This window comes from Bradyrhizobium tunisiense (assembly GCF_042263385.1).
In the GTDB taxonomy this organism is placed as follows: domain Bacteria; phylum Pseudomonadota; class Alphaproteobacteria; order Rhizobiales; family Xanthobacteraceae; genus Bradyrhizobium; species Bradyrhizobium tunisiense.
Window position 1 is genome coordinate 1 of sequence record NZ_JBHLEV010000010.1, and the last position, 17,095, is coordinate 17,095.

Here is a 17,095-nt window from a genome sequence, read left to right on the forward strand (position 1 = left end):
CATCGACAACGCTGCCACCAACAAGGTGCTGACCAACCTGAACGCCGCGTCGAGCACGCTGCGCTCGGAAGCCTCGGCCCTCGGTTCGAACCTGACGATCGTGCAGGTTCGTCAGGACTTCAACAAGAACCTGATCAACGTGCTGCAGACCGGTTCGGCCAACCTGACGCTGGCCGACACCAACGTCGAGGCGGCCAACAGCCAGGCGCTGTCGACCCGTCAGTCCATCGCGGTCTCCGCGCTGTCGCTGGCCAACCAGTCGCAGCAGAGCGTGCTGCAGCTGCTCCGCTAACAAGCGGACGACATCGCAAGCAAGATCTGGCGGCGGGGCTTCGGCCCCGCCGTTTTTCTTTTGCTCACCGCTCGAGCGAGCAGGCGGCGTTCCAAAAGTAACCAGCGGTTATGGTTAATGGAGCGTAAGCGCCAGAAATATCCAATGATTTCAGCTGGATTGTCATCCGGGCCGGCGCGTTCCACGCGCTTATGGTGAACCGGTGCTTAGGCGCGCAGCGCTCGCTTCATTTTTTGTTAGCCATGTCGCGGCACGCTGGCCCCGTCACTCGATCCGAAGCGATCGAACGAAGACGCGTAAGCCAGAAGGGTAAGAGTCATGTCAGGTATTGTTCTCTCCGCATCGGTTCGCCAGAACCTGCTCTCTCTCCAGTCCACCGCCGATCTTCTCGCCACCACACAGAACCGTCTGTCGACCGGCAAGAGCGTCAATTCGGCCCTGGACAATCCCACCAACTTCTTCACGGCCCAGTCGCTCGACAACCGGGCCAGCGACATCAACAATTTGCTCGACGGCATCGCCAACGGCGTGCAGGTGCTGCAGGCCGCCAACACCGGCCTGACCTCGCTGCAGAAGCTGATCGACAGCGCCAAGTCGATCGCCAACCAGGCGCTGCAGACCACGGTCGGCTACTCCACCAAGTCCAACGTCTCCACCACCATCGCCGGTGCGACGGCGGCCGACCTGCGCGGCACGACGAGCTTCGCCAGCGCGACGGCGAGCAGCAACGTGCTGTATAACGGCACGGCCGGCGGCACCACGGCGGCGAACGGCACCACGACGCTCGGCGCCACCATCGGCGCCTTCACGGGCACTGCGGGAACGGCCGGCGACGGCACCACGGCCCTGACCGGCACCATCACCCTGATCGCCACCAACGGCACGACCGCCACCGGCCTCGCCAGCAACGCTCAGCCCGCCGACGGCGACACGCTGACCGTGAACGGCAAGACCATCACCTTCCGCAGCGGCGCTGCGCCGACGTCGGCGGGCGTTCCGGCCGGTTCGGGCGTCAGCGGCAATCTCGTCACCGACGGCAACGGTAACACCACGGTCTATCTCGGCACGGCCGGCACCCCGACTGCGACCATCAACGACCTGTTGACCGCGGTCGATCTCGCCAGCGGCGTCAAGACGGTCGCCATCAGTGCCGGTGCTGCGACGATTGCCACGAGCAACAACCAGACCGCTTCGAGCGTCGGCGGCGGTGCCGTCACGCTGAGAAGCTCGACGGGTGCGGATCTCAGCGTCACCGGCAGAGCCGACCTGCTCAAGTCTCTCGGCCTGAGCGCATCGGTCGGCGGCGGCAACGCCACAGTGTCTGTCAACCGGACCACGACCTCGGCCTCGCTCGGTGCGACGATCACCGACGGTTCGACACTGAACGTCAACGGTCACGTCATCACCTTCAAGAACGCGCCGATCCCGGGTTCGACCGGTGCTCCCAGCGTTCCGACAGGATTTGGCGCCACCGGCAACGTCCTCACCGACGGCAACGGCAACTCGACGGTCTATCTGCAGGGCGGCACGGTCAACGACGTCCTGAAGGCGATCGACCTTGCCACCGGCGTGCAGACCGCGACGATCGGCGCCAACGGCACCGCGACGCTTGCGACCGCAACCGGTCAATCGAACTCCACGATCAATACGTCCGGTCAGCTCAAGCTCTCGACCGGCATCAATGCCGATCTGTCAATCACCGGCAGCGGCAACGCGTTGAACGTGTTAGGCCTCGCCGGCAACACCGGGACGGCGACCGCGTTCACCGCGGCCCGCACCTCTGGCGTCGGCGGTATCAGCGGCAAGACCTTGACCTTCACCTCCTTCAACGGCGGCACGGCGGTCAACGTCACCTTCGGCGACGGTACCAACGGTACGATCAAGACGCTCGATCAGCTCAACACCAAGCTGCAGGCCAACAACCTCGCCGCGACGATCGATGCCAACGGCCTGCTGACGATCACGGCCTCGAACGACTACGCGTCCTCGACGCTCGGCTCGACGGTGGCCGGCGGCGCGATCGGCGGCACGCTCACTTCGGCGCTGACCTTCTCGACGGCCTCCACCCCCGTCCAGGATGGCGTTGCCCAGACGGCGCGTGCCAATCTGGTGTCTCAGTTCAACAACATCCTGAACCAGATCGACACCACCGCGCAGGACTCCTCGTTCAACGGCGTCAACCTGCTCAACGGCGATCAGCTCAAGCTGGTGTTCGACGAGACCGCCAAGTCGAGCCTGAACATCACGGGCGTGACCTATAATTCGAAGGGTCTCGGCCTCGCTGCGCTGACGATCGGCGTCGACTTCATCGACAACGCCGCCGCCAACCGGGTGCTGACCAACCTCAACGCCGCCTCGAGCACGCTGCGCTCGCAGGCCTCGAGCCTCGGCTCGAACCTCTCGGTGGTGCAGATCCGTCAGGACTTCAACAAGAACCTGATCAACGTGCTGCAGACCGGTTCGTCCAACCTGACCCTGGCCGACACCAACGTCGAGGCGGCCAACAGCCAGGCGCTGTCGACCCGACAGTCGATCGCGGTCTCCGCGCTGTCGCTGGCCAACCAGTCGCAGCAGAGCGTGCTGCAGCTGCTCCGCTAACAAGTAACTGAAATCACACAATAAAAAAGAGCGGCGGGACCCTTTGTCCCGCCGCTCTTTCTTGCGTTCGAAGACGGGGGGAGGGCTTCACCAGCCATTAACCTTATCGTTTAAACCGGCGTTAACCATACTTTAAAGGACACCCCTTAAGACTGGACAAAAGCCCGCTTTCGAGACCGCGCGGCCGATTCGTATCCGGTTCAAGAGGAAGACTCGCCAATGTCCAACATCGTTCTCTCGGCGTCCGTTCGCCAGAACCTGTTGTCGCTGCAGTCGACGGCCGACTTGCTGGCCACGACGCAGGAACGGCTGTCGACCGGCAAGAAGGTCAACACGGCCCTCGACAATCCCACCAACTTCTTCACCGCGCAGGGATTGGACAACCGGGCGAGCGACATCAGCAACCTGCTCGACGGCATCAACAACGGTGTGCAGGTGCTCCAGGCCGCCAACACCGGCATCACCTCGCTGCAGAAGCTGATCGACAGCGCGAAATCGATCGCCAACCAGGCGCTCCAGACCACGGTCGGCTATTCCACCAAGTCGAACGTCTCCACCACGATTCCCGGCGCAACGCCCGCCGACCTTCGCGGCACGACCTCCTATGCCAGCGCGACCGCCAAGAGCAACGTGCTCTATACCGGTGCAGCCGGTGGCACGACCCCAGTCACCGGGACTGCGGCGCTGGGCGCATCGCTCGGTTCGAGCGCCGGCACGTTTACCGGCACGGCAGCGCTTGCCACCGACGGCACCACCGCGCTGTCCGGCACCGCGACGTTGGTTGGCACCACCGCCTCCACCACGTTCGCAGCCGCGCCCGCCGACGGTGACACGCTGACCGTGAACGGCAAGACCATCACCTTCCGCACCGGCGCCGCTCCGGCCACGCAGCCCACCGGCTGGGGCCTCGACGCCAGCGGGCACATCGCCACCGACGGCAACGGCAATTCGATCGTCTATGAGGGAACGGCGGCTGCGCCGTTGGCGACCATCAACGACGTCCTCACCGCGATCGATCTCGCCAGCGGCGTCAAAACCGCCACGATCAGCGCGAGCGCGGCGACTATCGCGGTCAGCGGCTCGGCAGGACCCGTCGGCACACTTCAGGTGGCATCGTCCATCTCGGGCGGCGGCCAGGTCACGCTGAAGAGCTCGACCGGCGCGGATCTGAGCGTGACGGGCAAGGCCGATTTCCTCAACAAGCTCGGTCTGACCGCCGCGACCGGCGCAGGCAATGCGAGCGTGACCGCGGCGCGATCGACCACCGCCGGCTCGCTGGGCACTCTCGTTCAGGACGGCTCGACCCTGAACATCGGCGGCAAGACCATCACCTTCAAGAACGCTCAGACGCCGCAATCCGCGGCGAGCGTGGCCACCGGCTTTGGCGTCAGCGGCAACGTCGTCACCGACGGCAACGGCAACTCGACGGTCTATATCCAGAGCGCGACGCTGACCGACCTGCTCAACTCGATCGACCTCGCCACCGGCGTCAAGACCGCCAGCATCTTCAACGGCGCGGCGACGTTGTCGACCACCGCGGGCCAGATCCCCTCGTCGGTCAACAGCAGCGGCCAGCTTGCGCTCTCCACCGGCATCAATGCCGACCTGTCGATCACCGGCACCGGCAACGCACTGAGCGCGTTCGGCCTCAGCGGCAACACGGGAACGGCGACCGCCTTCACCGCGGCGCGCACCTCCGGTATCGGTGGTGTCAGCGGCAAGACGCTGACCTTCACCTCCTTCAACGGGGGCACCCCGGTCAACGTCACCTTCGGCGACGGCACGAACGGCACCGTCAAGACGCTGGACCAGCTCAACGCACAGCTTCAGGCCAATCACCTGACCGCGACGATCGATGCCAACGGCGTGCTCACGGTGACGACCGTCAACGAATACGCCTCCTCGACGCTCGGCTCGACGCTCGCCGGCGGCGCGGTCGGCGGCACGATCACGGGTGTCCTGGCCTTCACCACCGCCCAGCCGCCGGTGCAGGATCCGGTCGCGCAGACGGCGCGCTCGAACCTGGTCAACCAGTTCAACAACATCCTGGCCCAGATCGACACGACGTCGCAGGACTCCTCCTTCAACGGCGTCAACCTGCTCAACGGCGACACGCTGAAGCTCGTCTTCAACGAGACCGGAAGCTCGACGCTCGGCATCAACGGCGTGGTGTTCAACGCCGCCGGTCTCGGTCTCAGCAATCTCGTCAACGGCGTCGACTTCATCGACAACGGCGCCACCAACAGGGTGCTGGCGAGCCTGAACGCGGCCTCGAGCACGCTGCGCTCCCAAGGCTCCACGCTCGGTTCGAACCTCTCGATCGTGCAGGTGCGTCAGGACTTCTCCAAGAACCTGATCAACGTGCTGCAGACCGGCTCGTCCAATCTGACGCTCGCCGACACCAACGAGGAAGCGGCGAACAGCCAGGCGCTATCGACCCGCCAGTCGATCGCGGTGTCCGCGCTGTCGCTGGCGAACCAGTCGCAGCAGAGCGTGCTGCAGCTGCTCCGATAATTCGGGAGCGAAGCTCACCATTCGAGATTCGCGGCGGGGCTAACGCTCCGCCGTTCTTTTGAAGGAGATCGCTAAGACAAGGTTAGCTGAGATCAGCACGCATCACGCGAAGCGAGTTTACATCGTGTGTGCGTGGATCTAGCGTTGTGCCGACGAAGAGCTCCGCGACCCGTACTTATCCGGAGTGCTTCCAAGCACACACGTAAGCAAATCTTAAGCGGTGCTGCCTAGGGTTGGGAAAGAAATCCTTAAGCGCTTACAACGCGCTAGGTAACCTCCAGGGTGTGATTGATGTCGAATTCCGCTGCCTCGGCTTATGCGCGTGTTGCAACCACCACCGCATCTCCTCGCGACATCGAGGCGCAGACTCTGCTGAAGGCCGCGAACAAGCTCCAGGACGCCGTGAACAACGCCGATCCGCTCAGCGAGCAGACCATGCAGGCCCTGATGTTCAATCGCAAGCTCTGGACCATCTTCTTGAGCGAGGCGATGCGCGATAACAATCCGCAGCCGATCGACGTGCGGCAGAAGATCGCCAACATCAGCGTGTTCGTGCTGAGCCAGACCGCCGCGCTCCAGATGAGCCCGCAGTTCGATCACTTCCGTCCGCTGATCGAAATCAACCGCAACATCGCTGCTGGTCTGTCCGGACGGCCGTGACGGGCATGTTCTGATCACGGCTTGTCGTTTTGTTCCGGCAATACGACTTCTGCGCGAACCGGTGCCGGTCCGCGCAGAGCAAGAACTCCGTCACCGATTCCTCGATGGTGATCGTCAGGCGCTGACGTCCGTGCTGAGCGGACGCGAGGGCTCGGCCTTCATATCCAATGCATGGAAATAGGCCCGCCGGCGCAGCATCGCCTCGTCGGGAAACTGGTTGACCACCGCGTCGGTCCTCTCGTTGACGACCTGGAAGACGAAGGATGCGGCCGCCTGGTCGAACACGACCTGGCGCGAGACGTTCTCGCGGTTCGGCAAATCATTGCGCACCGGCGCGCTCGTATCGCTCGCGGCGACCGTCTGCCTCACCGGAAGATCAGTCTGCACAGCCTCGTTCGCCGCCGAGTTCGACGTCGCTACGATCTGCACGGGAGCCGGGATCCCCACCGGCCGAATGCTGAAATCTGTACTCATGGCAGCCTCCTGGTTGCCTCACGTGAGTCAAATCCCAACCCCTCTAATAACGCAACCATGGAACACCAGGACTGAAGACCCGGTAAGGAAACGCAGCTAACCGCGCGACAATCCCGTCGCGCGGTTTTTCGTAAAATCGTCCCTTGTTTTGTGTGGGCTCAGAGCGAGCGGCTGACCGCGAGCGGGGTGATGTGGCGCGGGCCTGGAGCTGCGCGGCGCCCGGCGGCCGTATAGGTGTTCGGCACGTTGCGCTTCTGGATCTCGGCGTTGACGCCGCGCACGACGCTTTCGGAGACGGCGTGCGCGGTCGCGAGCACGGTGAGATTGACCTGGAGCATCGCGCGGAACGCGTCGTGGTGGCGATGCAGCGTCGAGAGCAGCTCCGGCGCGGACTTCGCGAGCTGCGGCTGGTTCGCCTTCAACTGGCCGACGGCGCCGACATAGTTTCGCGACAGCTCTTGCTTCTTGCTCTCGAGCATCATTGCGTCGCGGACCTTGCCGGCGCGAACGAGCTCGGTCTCGCGCTCGATCAGACCGAGCAGGGCGTTCATCGCATCCATGAGGTCTTCGGCGAGCTTGCGTGCCTCGGCTCCGCCGGGCGCTGTGTTCGGACGATGGGCTTGCATCGGCTGACGTGAGGCGTTGAACTGGTTCATCTCGTTGGACCTTATGCCGTGCGGATCGTTTTCGCCTGCTGCAGGATGAGGGTGCGGTAGACTTCGGTGGCGACGCCGACACCGCCGGCATTGGCGAAGTTCTTGGAATATTGCTCGGTCAGCATCGAGCGCCACACGCCGGTGCCGGGCGTGTCCCCGAACGGGCCTTCGCCCTTCAGGCCCGAGGTCATCTGCGAGAACATGCTGTTGAGGAACATCGCCTCGAAGTCGGTAGCGGTCTTCTGCGCCCTGGCCTGCTGCTTCGGCGAGACCTTTTGCAGGGCGCTCGCCAGCTCGAAGTCCGGCCGTCCGTTGCGGCTTTCCACCGAGAAGGCCGAGGAGGTGGCGAGGCGCGGCGTGTTGATCGCGTTCGTTTGCATCACATCACCTCGATGTCGGCTTCGATCGCGCCGGCGGCCTTGATCGCCTGGAGAATGCTGATCATGTCGCGCGGACCGATGCCGAGGCCGTTGAGGCCGTCGACGAGCTGCTGCAGCGAGACGCCGTCCTTGACGACGGCGAGCTTCTTGCCGTCCTCGGTGACTGTGACGCTGCTGCGCGGCGCGACCACTGTGCGGCCACGCGACAGCGGGTTGGGCTGGCTGACCTGCGGGCTCTCGGAGATGGTGACCGTGAGGTTGCCCTGCGCCACCGCGACGGTGGCGACACGGACGTCGCGGCCCATCACGATGATGCCGCTGCGCTCGTCGATGATGATCTTGGCGGCGAGATCGGGATCGACCTGGAGCTGCTCGATCTCGGTGAGAAAGGCGACGACGTTGCCCTTGAACTCCGGCGGGATCGAAAGCTGCACCGTGGAGGGATCGATCGGCTCGGCGGTCTTGACGCCGAGATAGTCGTTGACCGCAGCCGCGATCCGCTTGGCCGTTGTGAAGTCGGCATTGCGCAGCGCCAGGCGCACGTTCGGCAGCCGGTTGAGCGCAAACTCGATCTCGCGCTCGATAATGGCGCCGTTGGCGATGCGTCCCACGGTCGGGACGCCTCGCACGATCTTGGCCGCCTCGCCCTCGGCCTGGAAGCCGGAGATCGCGAGCGAGCCCTGCGCCACCGCATAGACGTTGCCGTCGGCGCCCAACAGGGGGGTGACGAGCAGGGTGCCGCCCTGGAGGTTCTTGGCATCGCCGAGCGCGGACACGGTGACGTCCATGCGCGTGCCCTGGGTGGCGAAGGCCGGCAGATTGCCGGTGACCATCACGGCGGCGACGTTGCCGGTGCGGATGGTGGCGCCGCGGATGTTGACGCCCATGCGCTCGAGCATCGCCTGCAGCGACTGCTTGGTGAAGGGGATGTTGTTGAGGGTGTCGCCGGTGCCGTTGAGGCCGACGACGAGGCCATAGCCGATGAGCTGGTTCTGCCGCACGCCTTCGATGTTGGCGAGGTCCTTGATGCGCGAGGTCGCAGCCGCCGGCGCGACCGACAGCGCCAGCGCCGCCAGCGCCGCGCAGGCCACCCCGACAATCCTCACCCAACGAACGCTTGGCATCCTCTGCTCCCCAAGCCTCTTCTGAAAAGGCTCCTCAAATCGGAAAGACCGCACGACACTCCCATGACGAGCTGGTCCGGCGCTGTCCTTGCGAGTGCTGTGCCAACCGGCGGCGGGGAGGTAGGTGGCTGAATAGGTTGAATAAATCTGTTTAGACCGGCGTCAGCGGTCGTTCGCCCTGAGGAGCGAAACTGCCGCCCGTCGGCAGATTTTGCCGGGCTGTTTACGTCCCGTTAACCATAAGACGGCGAAGGTGAGGCATCGATCACCCGGATTCCTTCCGATGCGCATCTACGGACCGAACGGCACCACGCTTGGAACGCCGACCAGCCAGGCCAGGCGGACCGGCTCCGGCACCTTCGTGCTGCCCGACGCCTCGTCGGCACAGGAGACGCGGAGCGCTGCCGCACCAAAGGCCGCCGCCAACATCGACGGGCTGTTGGCCCTGCAAGGTGTCGAGGAGGATCCGGTCGAGCGTCGCAAGCGCTCGGTCGCCCGCGGCAGGACTGCGCTCGACGTGCTCGACGATCTCAAGATGGGGCTGTTGTCAGGCAATCTCGACGCCTCGACCGTGATGCGCTTGCGGGATGCGGCGGCGAACCTCAAATCGTCCTCGGGCGATCCCGGTCTCGATTCCCTGCTGTCCGAGATCGAGCTGCGCGTCGAGGTCGAGCTGGCCAAGGCCGGGCAGGCTTAAGCCGCTTCCTCCTTCTGCTGCGCGTCGTAGCGGCGCTGGGCGGCGAGAACGTCTTTCAGATTCTGCTCGGCCCAATCGCGCAGGGGGTCGACCGCGCCGGCGAGCGTCAGTCCGAGCTGCGTGATCGAATACTCCACGGTGACAGGCACGGTCGCGATGGCATGGCGCCTGAGCAGGCCGTCGCGCTCGAGCGATTTGAGAACCTGGCTCAGCATCTTCTGCGAAATGCCTTCGATCGTGCGGCGCAACTGATTGAAGCGCATCGGCTCCTCGCGCAGCAGCAGGAGGATCAGCACGGCCCATTTGTCGCCGACGCGATCGAGGATCTGGCGGGTTGGGCAGTTCGCTGCATAGACATCGGGTTTCATCGTCGTGCCTCGGGATCCAATTTCGTCGATTGCGGTGCGCACCGCGGTTACCCTCGCGTAATCAGGTAAGCACAAAGTGCTCTCTTAACACCAGCATTCTTTTCGCTATCTAGTATCTATTAGTTACCATAGTAGCAAAGGAGCCTCCCATGAAAATCGCAGTTGCCGGCGCCTCGGGCCGGGCCGGATCGGAGATCACCAAGGAATTGTCCCGCCGCGGCTACGCGGTCACAGCGATCGCCCGGAACCCCGAGAAGATCGCAGCCCTGCCCAACGTCACGCCGACCAAGGGCGACGTGCTCGACCAAGCGGGCCTTGCCAAGCTGTGGGCCGGGCACGACGTCGCCGTGAGTTCCGTGCACTTCCTGGCCAGCGACGCGCTCAAGCTGATCGGTGCGGCGAAGGACGCCAAGGTTGGTCGTTACCTCGTCGTCGGCGGCGCCGGCAGCCTCGAAGTCGCGCCGGGCGTGAAGCTGGTCGCGACGCCCAATTTTCCGGCCCAGTACAAGGCGGAAGCGGAAGCAGGCTCGGCCTTCCTCGACCTGTTGCGGCAGGAAAAGGAGCTGAATTGGACCTTCATTTCGCCGTCGGCCCTGTTCGACGTGGGGGAACGCACCGGCAAGTTCCGGCTCGGCACCGATCAGCTTCTCGCAGATGCGAACGGCAAGAGCTGGATCAGCTTCGCTGACTACGCCATTGCGCTCGCCAACGAGATCGAGCGCCCGGCCCATCAGAGGCAGCGTTTCACGGTCGGCTACTAGGCCTTCGGCCGCCCCCGGTCCCTCCAGGATAAACCTTCCTGTGCAAGGGCTTGGGGGCGCCGATCGGGCGGTGAGGGAAACATTGTCTGTCACAGGAGGCCGCTATATAACGCCCCGCTCAACGGACCCCGTTTCCGTTGCGAGTCGTTGCTTAGACAGATAGGCCGCCCTTGGAAAAGTTGAAAAACTACCGACCGACCGAAAAAGAGCCTTTCATGAACGATCGGCAGAAGGAGTACTTCCGTTTGAAGCTCCTCGCCTGGAAGGATGAGATCCTCAAAGAGTCCAAGCTCACCCTGCAAGCCCTGCAGGAGGAGAACGTGAACCATCCCGATCTCGCCGATCGGGCATCGTCCGAAACCGACCGCGCCATCGAACTCCGCGCCCGCGACCGCCAGCGCAAGTTGATCGCCAAGATCGACGCCGCGCTCCAGCGCATCGAGGACAACACCTACGGCTATTGCGAGGACACCGGCGAGCCGATCTCGTTGAAACGGCTCGAGGCCCGGCCCATCGCGACGCTCTCGGTGGAGGCGCAGGAGCGCCACGAGAAACGCGAGAAGGTCTATCGCGACGAATAGAGTCCGAGCCGCAGCGATGCGGCTCTTTGTTTTTGGACGCAAGGCGCCATTTCGCGTCGTGATCAGCATTTTGCCTGTCGCTTGCGCTCGCGTGCCTCGGCGCGCGAGCGCAATCGCGAAAAGTGAATCGCGATCAACGGGCTAGACTCGATTCCTCCGAGCTCACGTGAGTTCAGATGAGAAACAGCCTTCACTTCAGGTGCGGGAGATTTTGCGAGTCGCATCAACGGGATCGACTCGGGAGTTGAAGCGCTGACCGAGCTGCATCAAGTATCGCTGCAATCAGGCCTCTCGCGCCGCTTACAGGTCCTGAGAGGCGCGTGCCTCCATAAAGCCTCCTCCAACTCAATATTTCCTTAAACGCGGGCGAGGCACCGTAATCACCCCGCCGGGCGCGCTTGTCAGGCCGGAGCGGGGATGCTGAAGTACGGCCCGCGACTGCGTAGCGTGGGAGGCGGCGCCGATGGACAAGAATCTCGAAGCCGCAAAGGCGATCGCGCTGGCGCGCCGCAACCATGCGCCGCTCGCGGTGCTGGAACGCCCGCCCGCGGATGAAGCGGAGGGCTATCAGGTCCAGCGCGCGCTGCACGATCTGCTGCTGCCGCATGCCGGGCCGCTCGTCGGCTACAAGATCGGCTGCACCAGCCAGGTGATGCAGGACTATATCGGCATCCCGCATCCCTGCGCCGGCGGCGTGTTCCAGAAGGGCGTGCACGACAGTGGCGCCAAGCTTGCCGCCTCCAAATATGTTCGGGTCGGTGTCGAATGCGAGATCGCGGTGCGCCTGAAGCGCGACCTCGCCGCGGGCGAGGCGCCGTTCACGGCCGAATGGGTCGGCGAGGCGGTCGAGGCCTATCATCCCGCGATCGAGATCGTCGACGACCGCTACGTGAAGTGGGAGACGATGGGCGCCCCGACGCTGATCGCCGACGATTTCTTCGCCGCCGGCTGTGTGCTGGGACCCCGGGTTCCGCGCTCGTCGGTGCCGGACCTGAAGGCGGTCAAGGGCCGCGCCATCCTCAACGGCGAGGAGGTCAGCCACGGCACCGGCGCCGACGTGCTCGGCCATCCCCACAACGCGCTCGCCTGGCTCGCCAACCATCTCGCCGCCGAAGGCAAGGGTCTTCACGCGGGACAGCTCGTGCTCACCGGCAGCCTGGTCAAGACGCTGTGGCTGAAGGCCGGCGACAAGGTGCGGATGGAACTGGAGGGCCTGGGCGTGGTGGAGGCGGAGTTTACGTGAGCTCTCGGCGCCGTCATCACCGCAAGCCTTGACGCCAGAACCCCGGCGTCCGGACCACACGACTTCTCCATCCGCGCACATCCTCGCTGGCTCCCCACGGCTGGCGTGCGCTCATTGCGGGGAGCGGCAATCCAGAATCGTTCCGCGGCTACAGATCTGGATCGCTTCGCTTTCGCTCGCAATGACGGAAGTTGGGGACCGTCGCCGGTACACTTGCGCGGACCTGCGCCGCAGCTCGCAGCCCTACTTGCGTCTTCGCCAAATACATGCGGCCTCCGGCAGGGGAGCTACCGGAGGCCGCGTCGTACATCGTCGTTCGCGCCTTAAGTTCGCGAACACGATGTGGGAGCTCTTGAAGAGGACTAGAAGGGCAGCAGCACGTCCATGACCTGCTGGCCGTAGCGCGGCTGCTGCACGTCCATGATCTGACCGCGGCCGCCATAGGCGATGCGGGCCTGGGCGATCTTGGTGGAATCGATGGTGTTGTCGCTCTGGATGTCTTCGGGACGGACGATGCCGGCGACCACGAGCTCGCGGATCTCGAAGTTGACGCGGATCTCCTGCTTGCCTTCGACCACGAGGTTGCCGTTCGGCAGGACTTGCGTGACCACGGCGGCGACGTTGGTCTGCAACGCTTCCTGGCGGTTGACCGAGCCCTTGCCGTCGCTGGACGCGGTGGAGTCGGCGGTGAGGATGCGGCCAGGCAGCACCTTCTGCGCCTGGGCGCCGAGCGTCTTGGCGCCGATGAAGTCGGTGATGCCTGAGTCTTCCGAATTGGTGCGGCTGCGCTGGGTCTCGTTGGAGAGGTTGGCCTTGTCGGTGATGTTCACGGTCACGGTCAGGAGGTCGCCGACCTGGCGGGCGCGCTGGTCCTTGAAGAAGGCGCGGCTGCCGTTGCGCCACAGCGAGTTCGGATTGTAGGAGGCGACCTCAGGCTTCGGCATCGGCATCTGCACCGGCTTGTAGCCGGGCTGCGTCGTCGGATTGTCGATCGCCGACAGCTTCGGCTGCTCGCCGATCTGCGACAGGCGGTCGATCGAGGAGCAGCCGCCCAGCGCGCACGAGGCCAGCAGCAGGGCAGAGATCGCGATGCGACGAAGGCGGAAAGCCGAACTGAACGGGGACATGACTTACTCTGACTTGGCTGGAGCCTGCGAGAGGCGGACTTGCGGAATCTGGGCTTGGCTGATCTGGGCTTGGGCGATCTGGGCCGGCGACGCCGGCGCCTCGACCAGGCTGCGGGCGAGGGCGGCGGCCGCAGCCGCCGGGGCGGGCGGCTCGTCACGCTTGAGCGAAGAGGTCTGCTCGACCGCCGGAGCCATCGGCGCGGACTGGCTCGCACCCTGGATCGTCACCTGGCCGCGGCCGGTGACGACACCGGTGAGCGTGCGCTTGGACTGCAGATTGATCACGCTGACGGAGTCGCCCTCGGCGCCGCTCTCGATCGCCTTGCCGCGCGTGGTGAGATAGACGCCGGGCACCTGGTAGATGATGGTGACGGCCTGATCGCGCACCACGAAGTCGGGCTTGACGATGTCGGCGATGCGGATCGGCATGCCGGCCCGCATCGGCCGGCGCAGCTGCATGCCGATGCTGCGATCGCGCGAGGCGGGCTCGCCGGTGACTTCGGCCTTCGGCCGGCGCTCCAGCGAGATGTCGGACGACTTCAGGAGATCGGCACGGTCGATGTCGCGCGTCAGCACGGCCACTTCAACCGTCTCGATCGCGGTGCCGGCGAAGCGGAGCTTGGTCGGGGCCGGATTGTTGTCGTTGGCGATCTCGAAGGCGATGTCGAAACGGCCGCTGCGGGCGTCATAGCGGGTTGCGACCGGTTGGAGGGCGCCGGTGTTGGAGGCGTCCAGCCGCATCTCGGCGACGCCGCGGTCGAACGTGACGGTGATGTTGGCGGCCGCCCCGAGGCCGAAGCGGCGTTCGAGCGCCGCGCCGACCGCGGCTTCGATGTCCTTGCTCGCGAGCGTGCGGGCGAGGCGGGTGACCTGGACCTCCCTGACGTCGCCGGTCATCACGCCGATCACCTGCTTGGCGCGGAGCACCGACAGCACCTGGGCGGTGGTCAGCGTGCCGATGGTGCCGAGATCGGGCGAGCGGTAGACCGGGATCAGCGCGGCCGATCCGGCATTGTCGATGAGATCGCCGACCCGCACCACGTCCGAGGTCACGGTGACGCTCGCGCGCAGCGTCGGCGAGGCGATGAAATCGTCGGCGGCCGCTGCCGGCAAGGCCAGCGCGAGAACGGCGGAGATCGTGGCGAGAGTGGCGCGGATCATCGTCATCACCTCAGCGGAACAGCGCCGTGGTCGATTGCATCATCTGGTCGGCGGCGCTGATCACCTTGGCGTTCATCTCGTAGGCGCGCTGGGCGGCGATCAGGTCGCTCATCTCCGAGACCACGTCGACATTGGCCTGCTCGAGGCTGCCTTGCGAGATCTTGCCGTAGCCTTCGGCGGTGGCCGTGCCGTCCTGCGGCGGACCGGAGGATGGCGTCTCGGTGAACTGATTGCTGCCGACGGGCTGCAGGCCCGCCTTGTTGATGAAGCGGGTCAGGCCGATCTGGCCGAGGATGGTCGAGGTCGACGAGCCCGGCAGCGTCACCGAGACCTGGCCCTGCTCGTTGACGGAAAGGCCCGATGCGTTGTTCGGGACCGTGATGGTCGGCTGCACCGGATTGCCCTGCGCGGTGACGACGCGGCCCTGATTGTCCATCTGGAAGGTGCCGTCGCGGGTGTACTGATACGTGCCGTCGGGCATCAGGATCTTGAAGAAGCCGTCGCCGGAGACCGCGAGGTCGAGATCGTTGCCGGTCTGCGACAGCGTGCCCTGCGTCATGCTGCGCGGCGTGCCGACGGTCTTGACGCCGCCGCCGATGTCGACGCCGACGGGCAGGATGGTGCCCTGGTCCGAGGCCTGCGCGCCGACGCGGCGCACGTGCTCGTAGATCAGGTCCTGGAACGCCGCGGTCTGCTTCTTGAAGCCGGTGGTGCGCAAATTGGCGATGTTGTTGGAGATCACCTGAACGTTGAGTTCCTGTGCCGCCATTCCGGTCGCTGCGGTGTGAAGCGCCTGCATGTCAGTTCTCCCTCAATCAGGCCGGAACGTCGGCGAGTCTCTCGATCGCCGATTTGTGGAGGTCGCTCTGCTGCTGGAGCAGGTTGGCGACGGAGCTGTAGCTGCGCATGACTTCCATCATGCGGGTCATCTCGCCGACGGCGCTCACGTTCGACTTCTCGATGTAGCCCTGGCGCACCACGGATTTGGTGTCGGCCTGCGGGACGGCAGAGCCCACGTCATAGAGATTGGCGCCGAGCTTGGTCAGCTTGGCCGGATCGTCGAAGGAGGCCATGCGGATCTTGCCGCGGATCGAGTCGGTCCTCGCCGTGCCCTCGAGCACCGTGACGGTGCCGTCGGGCGCGATATTGATGTCGTGGTCGGTCGGCTGGAAGGTGATCGGGCCGCCGGTGCCGAGCACGAGAGCGCCGTCCGAGGTGACGAGCTGGCCGGTGCTGTTGAGCGAGAATTTGCCGTCGCGGGTGTAGCGCTCGCCGCCGGCGGCCTGCACCGCGAAATAGGCGTTGCCGTCGATCGCCAGGTCGAGCGGGTTGTTGGTCGCCTCCATCGGCCCCTGGCCGATGTCGCGGAAGGTGCCGCGGTCATGCACATAGGAGACACGGCGGTCGGCGCCGATGAAATTGTCCTCGCGGGCGTTCGAGTTGAGGTACTCCTCGAACAGCGAATGGTCGGCCTTGAAGCCGTTGGTGTTGGCATTGGCGACGTTGTTGGCGATGACATCCATCTGCCGCTCCAACGTCATCTGCCGTGACAAGCCGATCAGAAGCGCGTTCTGCATCGGAAATCTCCCCTGAGTGGACCTGCCACGTCGCTCTCCCAAGCGCCTTGGCGGATCCCGTGAACGAGACGTCGGGTTCTCCCAAACCGTTCGGTCTCGGCCCTTTCTGAGCGAAAGCCGTGCCAACTCGGAAAATCTCGCAATTTCAATATCTTGATGATTTTCGACGGGTGCGGAAGGGCGGCAGAAAGGTTCTGTTAGCCATGTCTGCCCGGCAGATTTTTCCTAGCGGAAGCCCAATCGAAAGATTCCGTTAACCATTATTACCGTAGCGTTTGCCGTGAAGAGGAGCGCACTCCGCCGGGGCATTTGTATCGCGTCACTGTCTTGAGGCTTCGCTCTTTCGACCCCTTTCAGAGATCCGGGCGCGGCGACCATGGCAGAGAATGAAGCGGAAGGCGGCGCGGGCACCGAGGGCGCGGAAGCCGCTCCGAAGAACAAGCTGAAGCTCATCATCATGGCCGTCGGCGTGCTCGCCATCCTCGGCGGCGGTGCTGCGACCTGGTTCTTCTTCTTCCGTCACGGCGACAAGGAGCATCATGCCGAGGCCGCGCCTCCGCCGAAGCCGCCGTCCTTCGTCGACGTCCCCGACATCATGGTCAACCTCGCCGGCGCGCCGGGCGAGCGCGTGCAATATCTGCGGCTGAAGATCGTGCTGGAGCTGAAGGAAGAGAAGCAGGTCGAGGCGATCAAGCCGACGATGCCGCGCGTCACCGACATCTTCCAGACCTATGTGCGCGAGCTTCGCCCCTCCGACCTCAACGGGTCCGCCGGCGTCTTCCGCCTCAAGGAGGAGCTGACCAAGCGCGTCAACGCGGCGGTCGCCCCGGTCCAGGTCAGCGCGGTGCTGTTCAAGGAAGTCGTGATCCAGTGAGCACGCCG

At 64.8% G+C, this 17,095-nt stretch carries 18 protein-coding genes; 9 read left to right on the forward strand and 9 right to left on the reverse strand.

The window, feature by feature from the left end:
- The 4 genes from ACFDR6_RS30655 to flaF form a co-directional block, all read left to right on the forward strand.
- Positions 1-292, forward strand: a 292-nt coding sequence (locus ACFDR6_RS30655; protein ID WP_375860658.1) for a flagellin, incomplete at its 5' end; no start/stop codon positions are given.
- Positions 293-610: 318 nt separating this feature from the next.
- Positions 611-2,890, forward strand: coding sequence for a DUF1522 domain-containing protein (locus tag ACFDR6_RS30660; protein ID WP_375860659.1), 2,280 nt, complete (start codon positions 611-613; stop codon positions 2,888-2,890).
- Between the two features lie 219 nt (positions 2,891-3,109).
- Positions 3,110-5,404 (forward strand): DUF1522 domain-containing protein, encoded by a 2,295-nt coding sequence (locus ACFDR6_RS30665; RefSeq protein WP_375860660.1) that lies wholly within the window; start codon positions 3,110-3,112, stop codon positions 5,402-5,404.
- Positions 5,405-5,695: 291 nt separating this feature from the next.
- The gene (gene flaF / locus ACFDR6_RS30670) at positions 5,696-6,064 is read left to right on the forward strand and encodes a flagellar biosynthesis regulator FlaF (protein WP_008554779.1); all 369 of its coding nucleotides are present in this window, start codon (positions 5,696-5,698) and stop codon (positions 6,062-6,064) included.
- Positions 6,065-6,178: 114 nt separating this feature from the next.
- Here flaF and ACFDR6_RS30675 read toward each other — a convergent pair whose 3' ends face one another.
- The 4 genes from ACFDR6_RS30675 to ACFDR6_RS30690 form a co-directional block, all read right to left on the reverse strand.
- Positions 6,179-6,538 (reverse strand): hypothetical protein, encoded by a 360-nt coding sequence (locus ACFDR6_RS30675; protein WP_212081799.1) that lies wholly within the window; start codon positions 6,536-6,538, stop codon positions 6,179-6,181.
- A gap of 158 nt (positions 6,539-6,696) precedes the next feature.
- Positions 6,697-7,194: a hypothetical protein gene (locus ACFDR6_RS30680; protein WP_212081797.1), complete on the reverse strand. Its 498-nt coding sequence runs from the start codon at positions 7,192-7,194 to the stop codon at positions 6,697-6,699.
- An 11-nt stretch (positions 7,195-7,205) separates the two neighbouring features.
- On the reverse strand, positions 7,206-7,574 hold the full coding sequence (flgJ, locus tag ACFDR6_RS30685) for a flagellar assembly peptidoglycan hydrolase FlgJ (RefSeq protein ID WP_375860662.1): 369 nt from the start codon (positions 7,572-7,574) through the stop codon (positions 7,206-7,208).
- Positions 7,574-8,698 (reverse strand): flagellar basal body P-ring protein FlgI, encoded by a 1,125-nt coding sequence (locus ACFDR6_RS30690; RefSeq protein ID WP_375860663.1) that lies wholly within the window; start codon positions 8,696-8,698, stop codon positions 7,574-7,576. Before ACFDR6_RS30690 ends, flgJ begins: the two co-directional genes overlap by 1 nt.
- 283 nt (positions 8,699-8,981) lie before the next feature.
- Between ACFDR6_RS30690 and ACFDR6_RS30695 the strand changes: the two genes are divergently transcribed.
- The gene (locus tag ACFDR6_RS30695; RefSeq protein WP_375860664.1) at positions 8,982-9,395 is read left to right on the forward strand and encodes a flagellar assembly protein FliX; all 414 of its coding nucleotides are present in this window, start codon (positions 8,982-8,984) and stop codon (positions 9,393-9,395) included.
- Here the strand turns inward: ACFDR6_RS30695 and ACFDR6_RS30700 are convergent.
- A complete protein-coding gene (locus ACFDR6_RS30700; protein ID WP_212081783.1) occupies positions 9,392-9,763 on the reverse strand; it encodes a winged helix-turn-helix transcriptional regulator in 372 nt (123 codons plus the stop codon). The two genes, ACFDR6_RS30695 and ACFDR6_RS30700, sit on opposite strands and share 4 nt — an antisense overlap.
- Before the next feature lie 149 nt (positions 9,764-9,912).
- On the opposite strand from ACFDR6_RS30700, the gene ACFDR6_RS30705 reads away from it, so the two are divergent.
- The 3 genes from ACFDR6_RS30705 to ACFDR6_RS30715 all read left to right on the forward strand — a co-directional run bounded on the left by ACFDR6_RS30705 (position 9,913) and on the right by ACFDR6_RS30715 (position 12,348).
- Positions 9,913-10,524, forward strand: coding sequence for an NAD(P)-dependent oxidoreductase (locus ACFDR6_RS30705; RefSeq protein WP_375860665.1), 612 nt, complete (start codon positions 9,913-9,915; stop codon positions 10,522-10,524).
- Between the two features lie 215 nt (positions 10,525-10,739).
- A complete protein-coding gene (gene dksA, locus ACFDR6_RS30710) occupies positions 10,740-11,105 on the forward strand; it encodes an RNA polymerase-binding protein DksA (RefSeq protein ID WP_008554760.1) in 366 nt (121 codons plus the stop codon).
- 463 nt (positions 11,106-11,568) lie between these two features.
- Complete coding sequence (locus ACFDR6_RS30715; protein ID WP_212081778.1) at positions 11,569-12,348, forward strand: 2-keto-4-pentenoate hydratase; 780 nt, start codon at positions 11,569-11,571, stop codon at positions 12,346-12,348.
- 362 nt (positions 12,349-12,710) lie between these two features.
- Here ACFDR6_RS30715 and flgH read toward each other — a convergent pair whose 3' ends face one another.
- Genes flgH through flgF form a run of 4 tightly spaced genes read right to left on the reverse strand, consistent with a single transcriptional unit; the run spans position 12,711 to position 16,213 of the window.
- Positions 12,711-13,475, reverse strand: a complete 765-nt coding sequence (gene flgH, locus ACFDR6_RS30720) for a flagellar basal body L-ring protein FlgH (protein WP_212081771.1) — start codon at positions 13,473-13,475, stop codon at positions 12,711-12,713.
- A gap of 3 nt (positions 13,476-13,478) precedes the next feature.
- The gene (gene flgA / locus ACFDR6_RS30725) at positions 13,479-14,636 is read right to left on the reverse strand and encodes a flagellar basal body P-ring formation chaperone FlgA (RefSeq protein ID WP_375860666.1); all 1,158 of its coding nucleotides are present in this window, start codon (positions 14,634-14,636) and stop codon (positions 13,479-13,481) included.
- 10 nt (positions 14,637-14,646) lie between these two features.
- On the reverse strand, positions 14,647-15,435 hold the full coding sequence (gene flgG, locus ACFDR6_RS30730; protein WP_212081766.1) for a flagellar basal-body rod protein FlgG: 789 nt from the start codon (positions 15,433-15,435) through the stop codon (positions 14,647-14,649).
- A gap of 16 nt (positions 15,436-15,451) precedes the next feature.
- Complete coding sequence (gene flgF / locus ACFDR6_RS30735) at positions 15,452-16,213, reverse strand: flagellar basal-body rod protein FlgF (protein ID WP_212081764.1); 762 nt, start codon at positions 16,211-16,213, stop codon at positions 15,452-15,454.
- Between the two features lie 376 nt (positions 16,214-16,589).
- On the opposite strand from flgF, the gene fliL reads away from it, so the two are divergent.
- Positions 16,590-17,087 carry a flagellar basal body-associated protein FliL gene (gene fliL / locus ACFDR6_RS30740; protein ID WP_375860667.1) on the forward strand — a complete coding sequence of 166 codons (498 nt, stop codon included), beginning with the start codon at positions 16,590-16,592 and terminating at the stop codon, positions 17,085-17,087.
- Positions 17,088-17,095 lie beyond the last annotated feature (8 nt).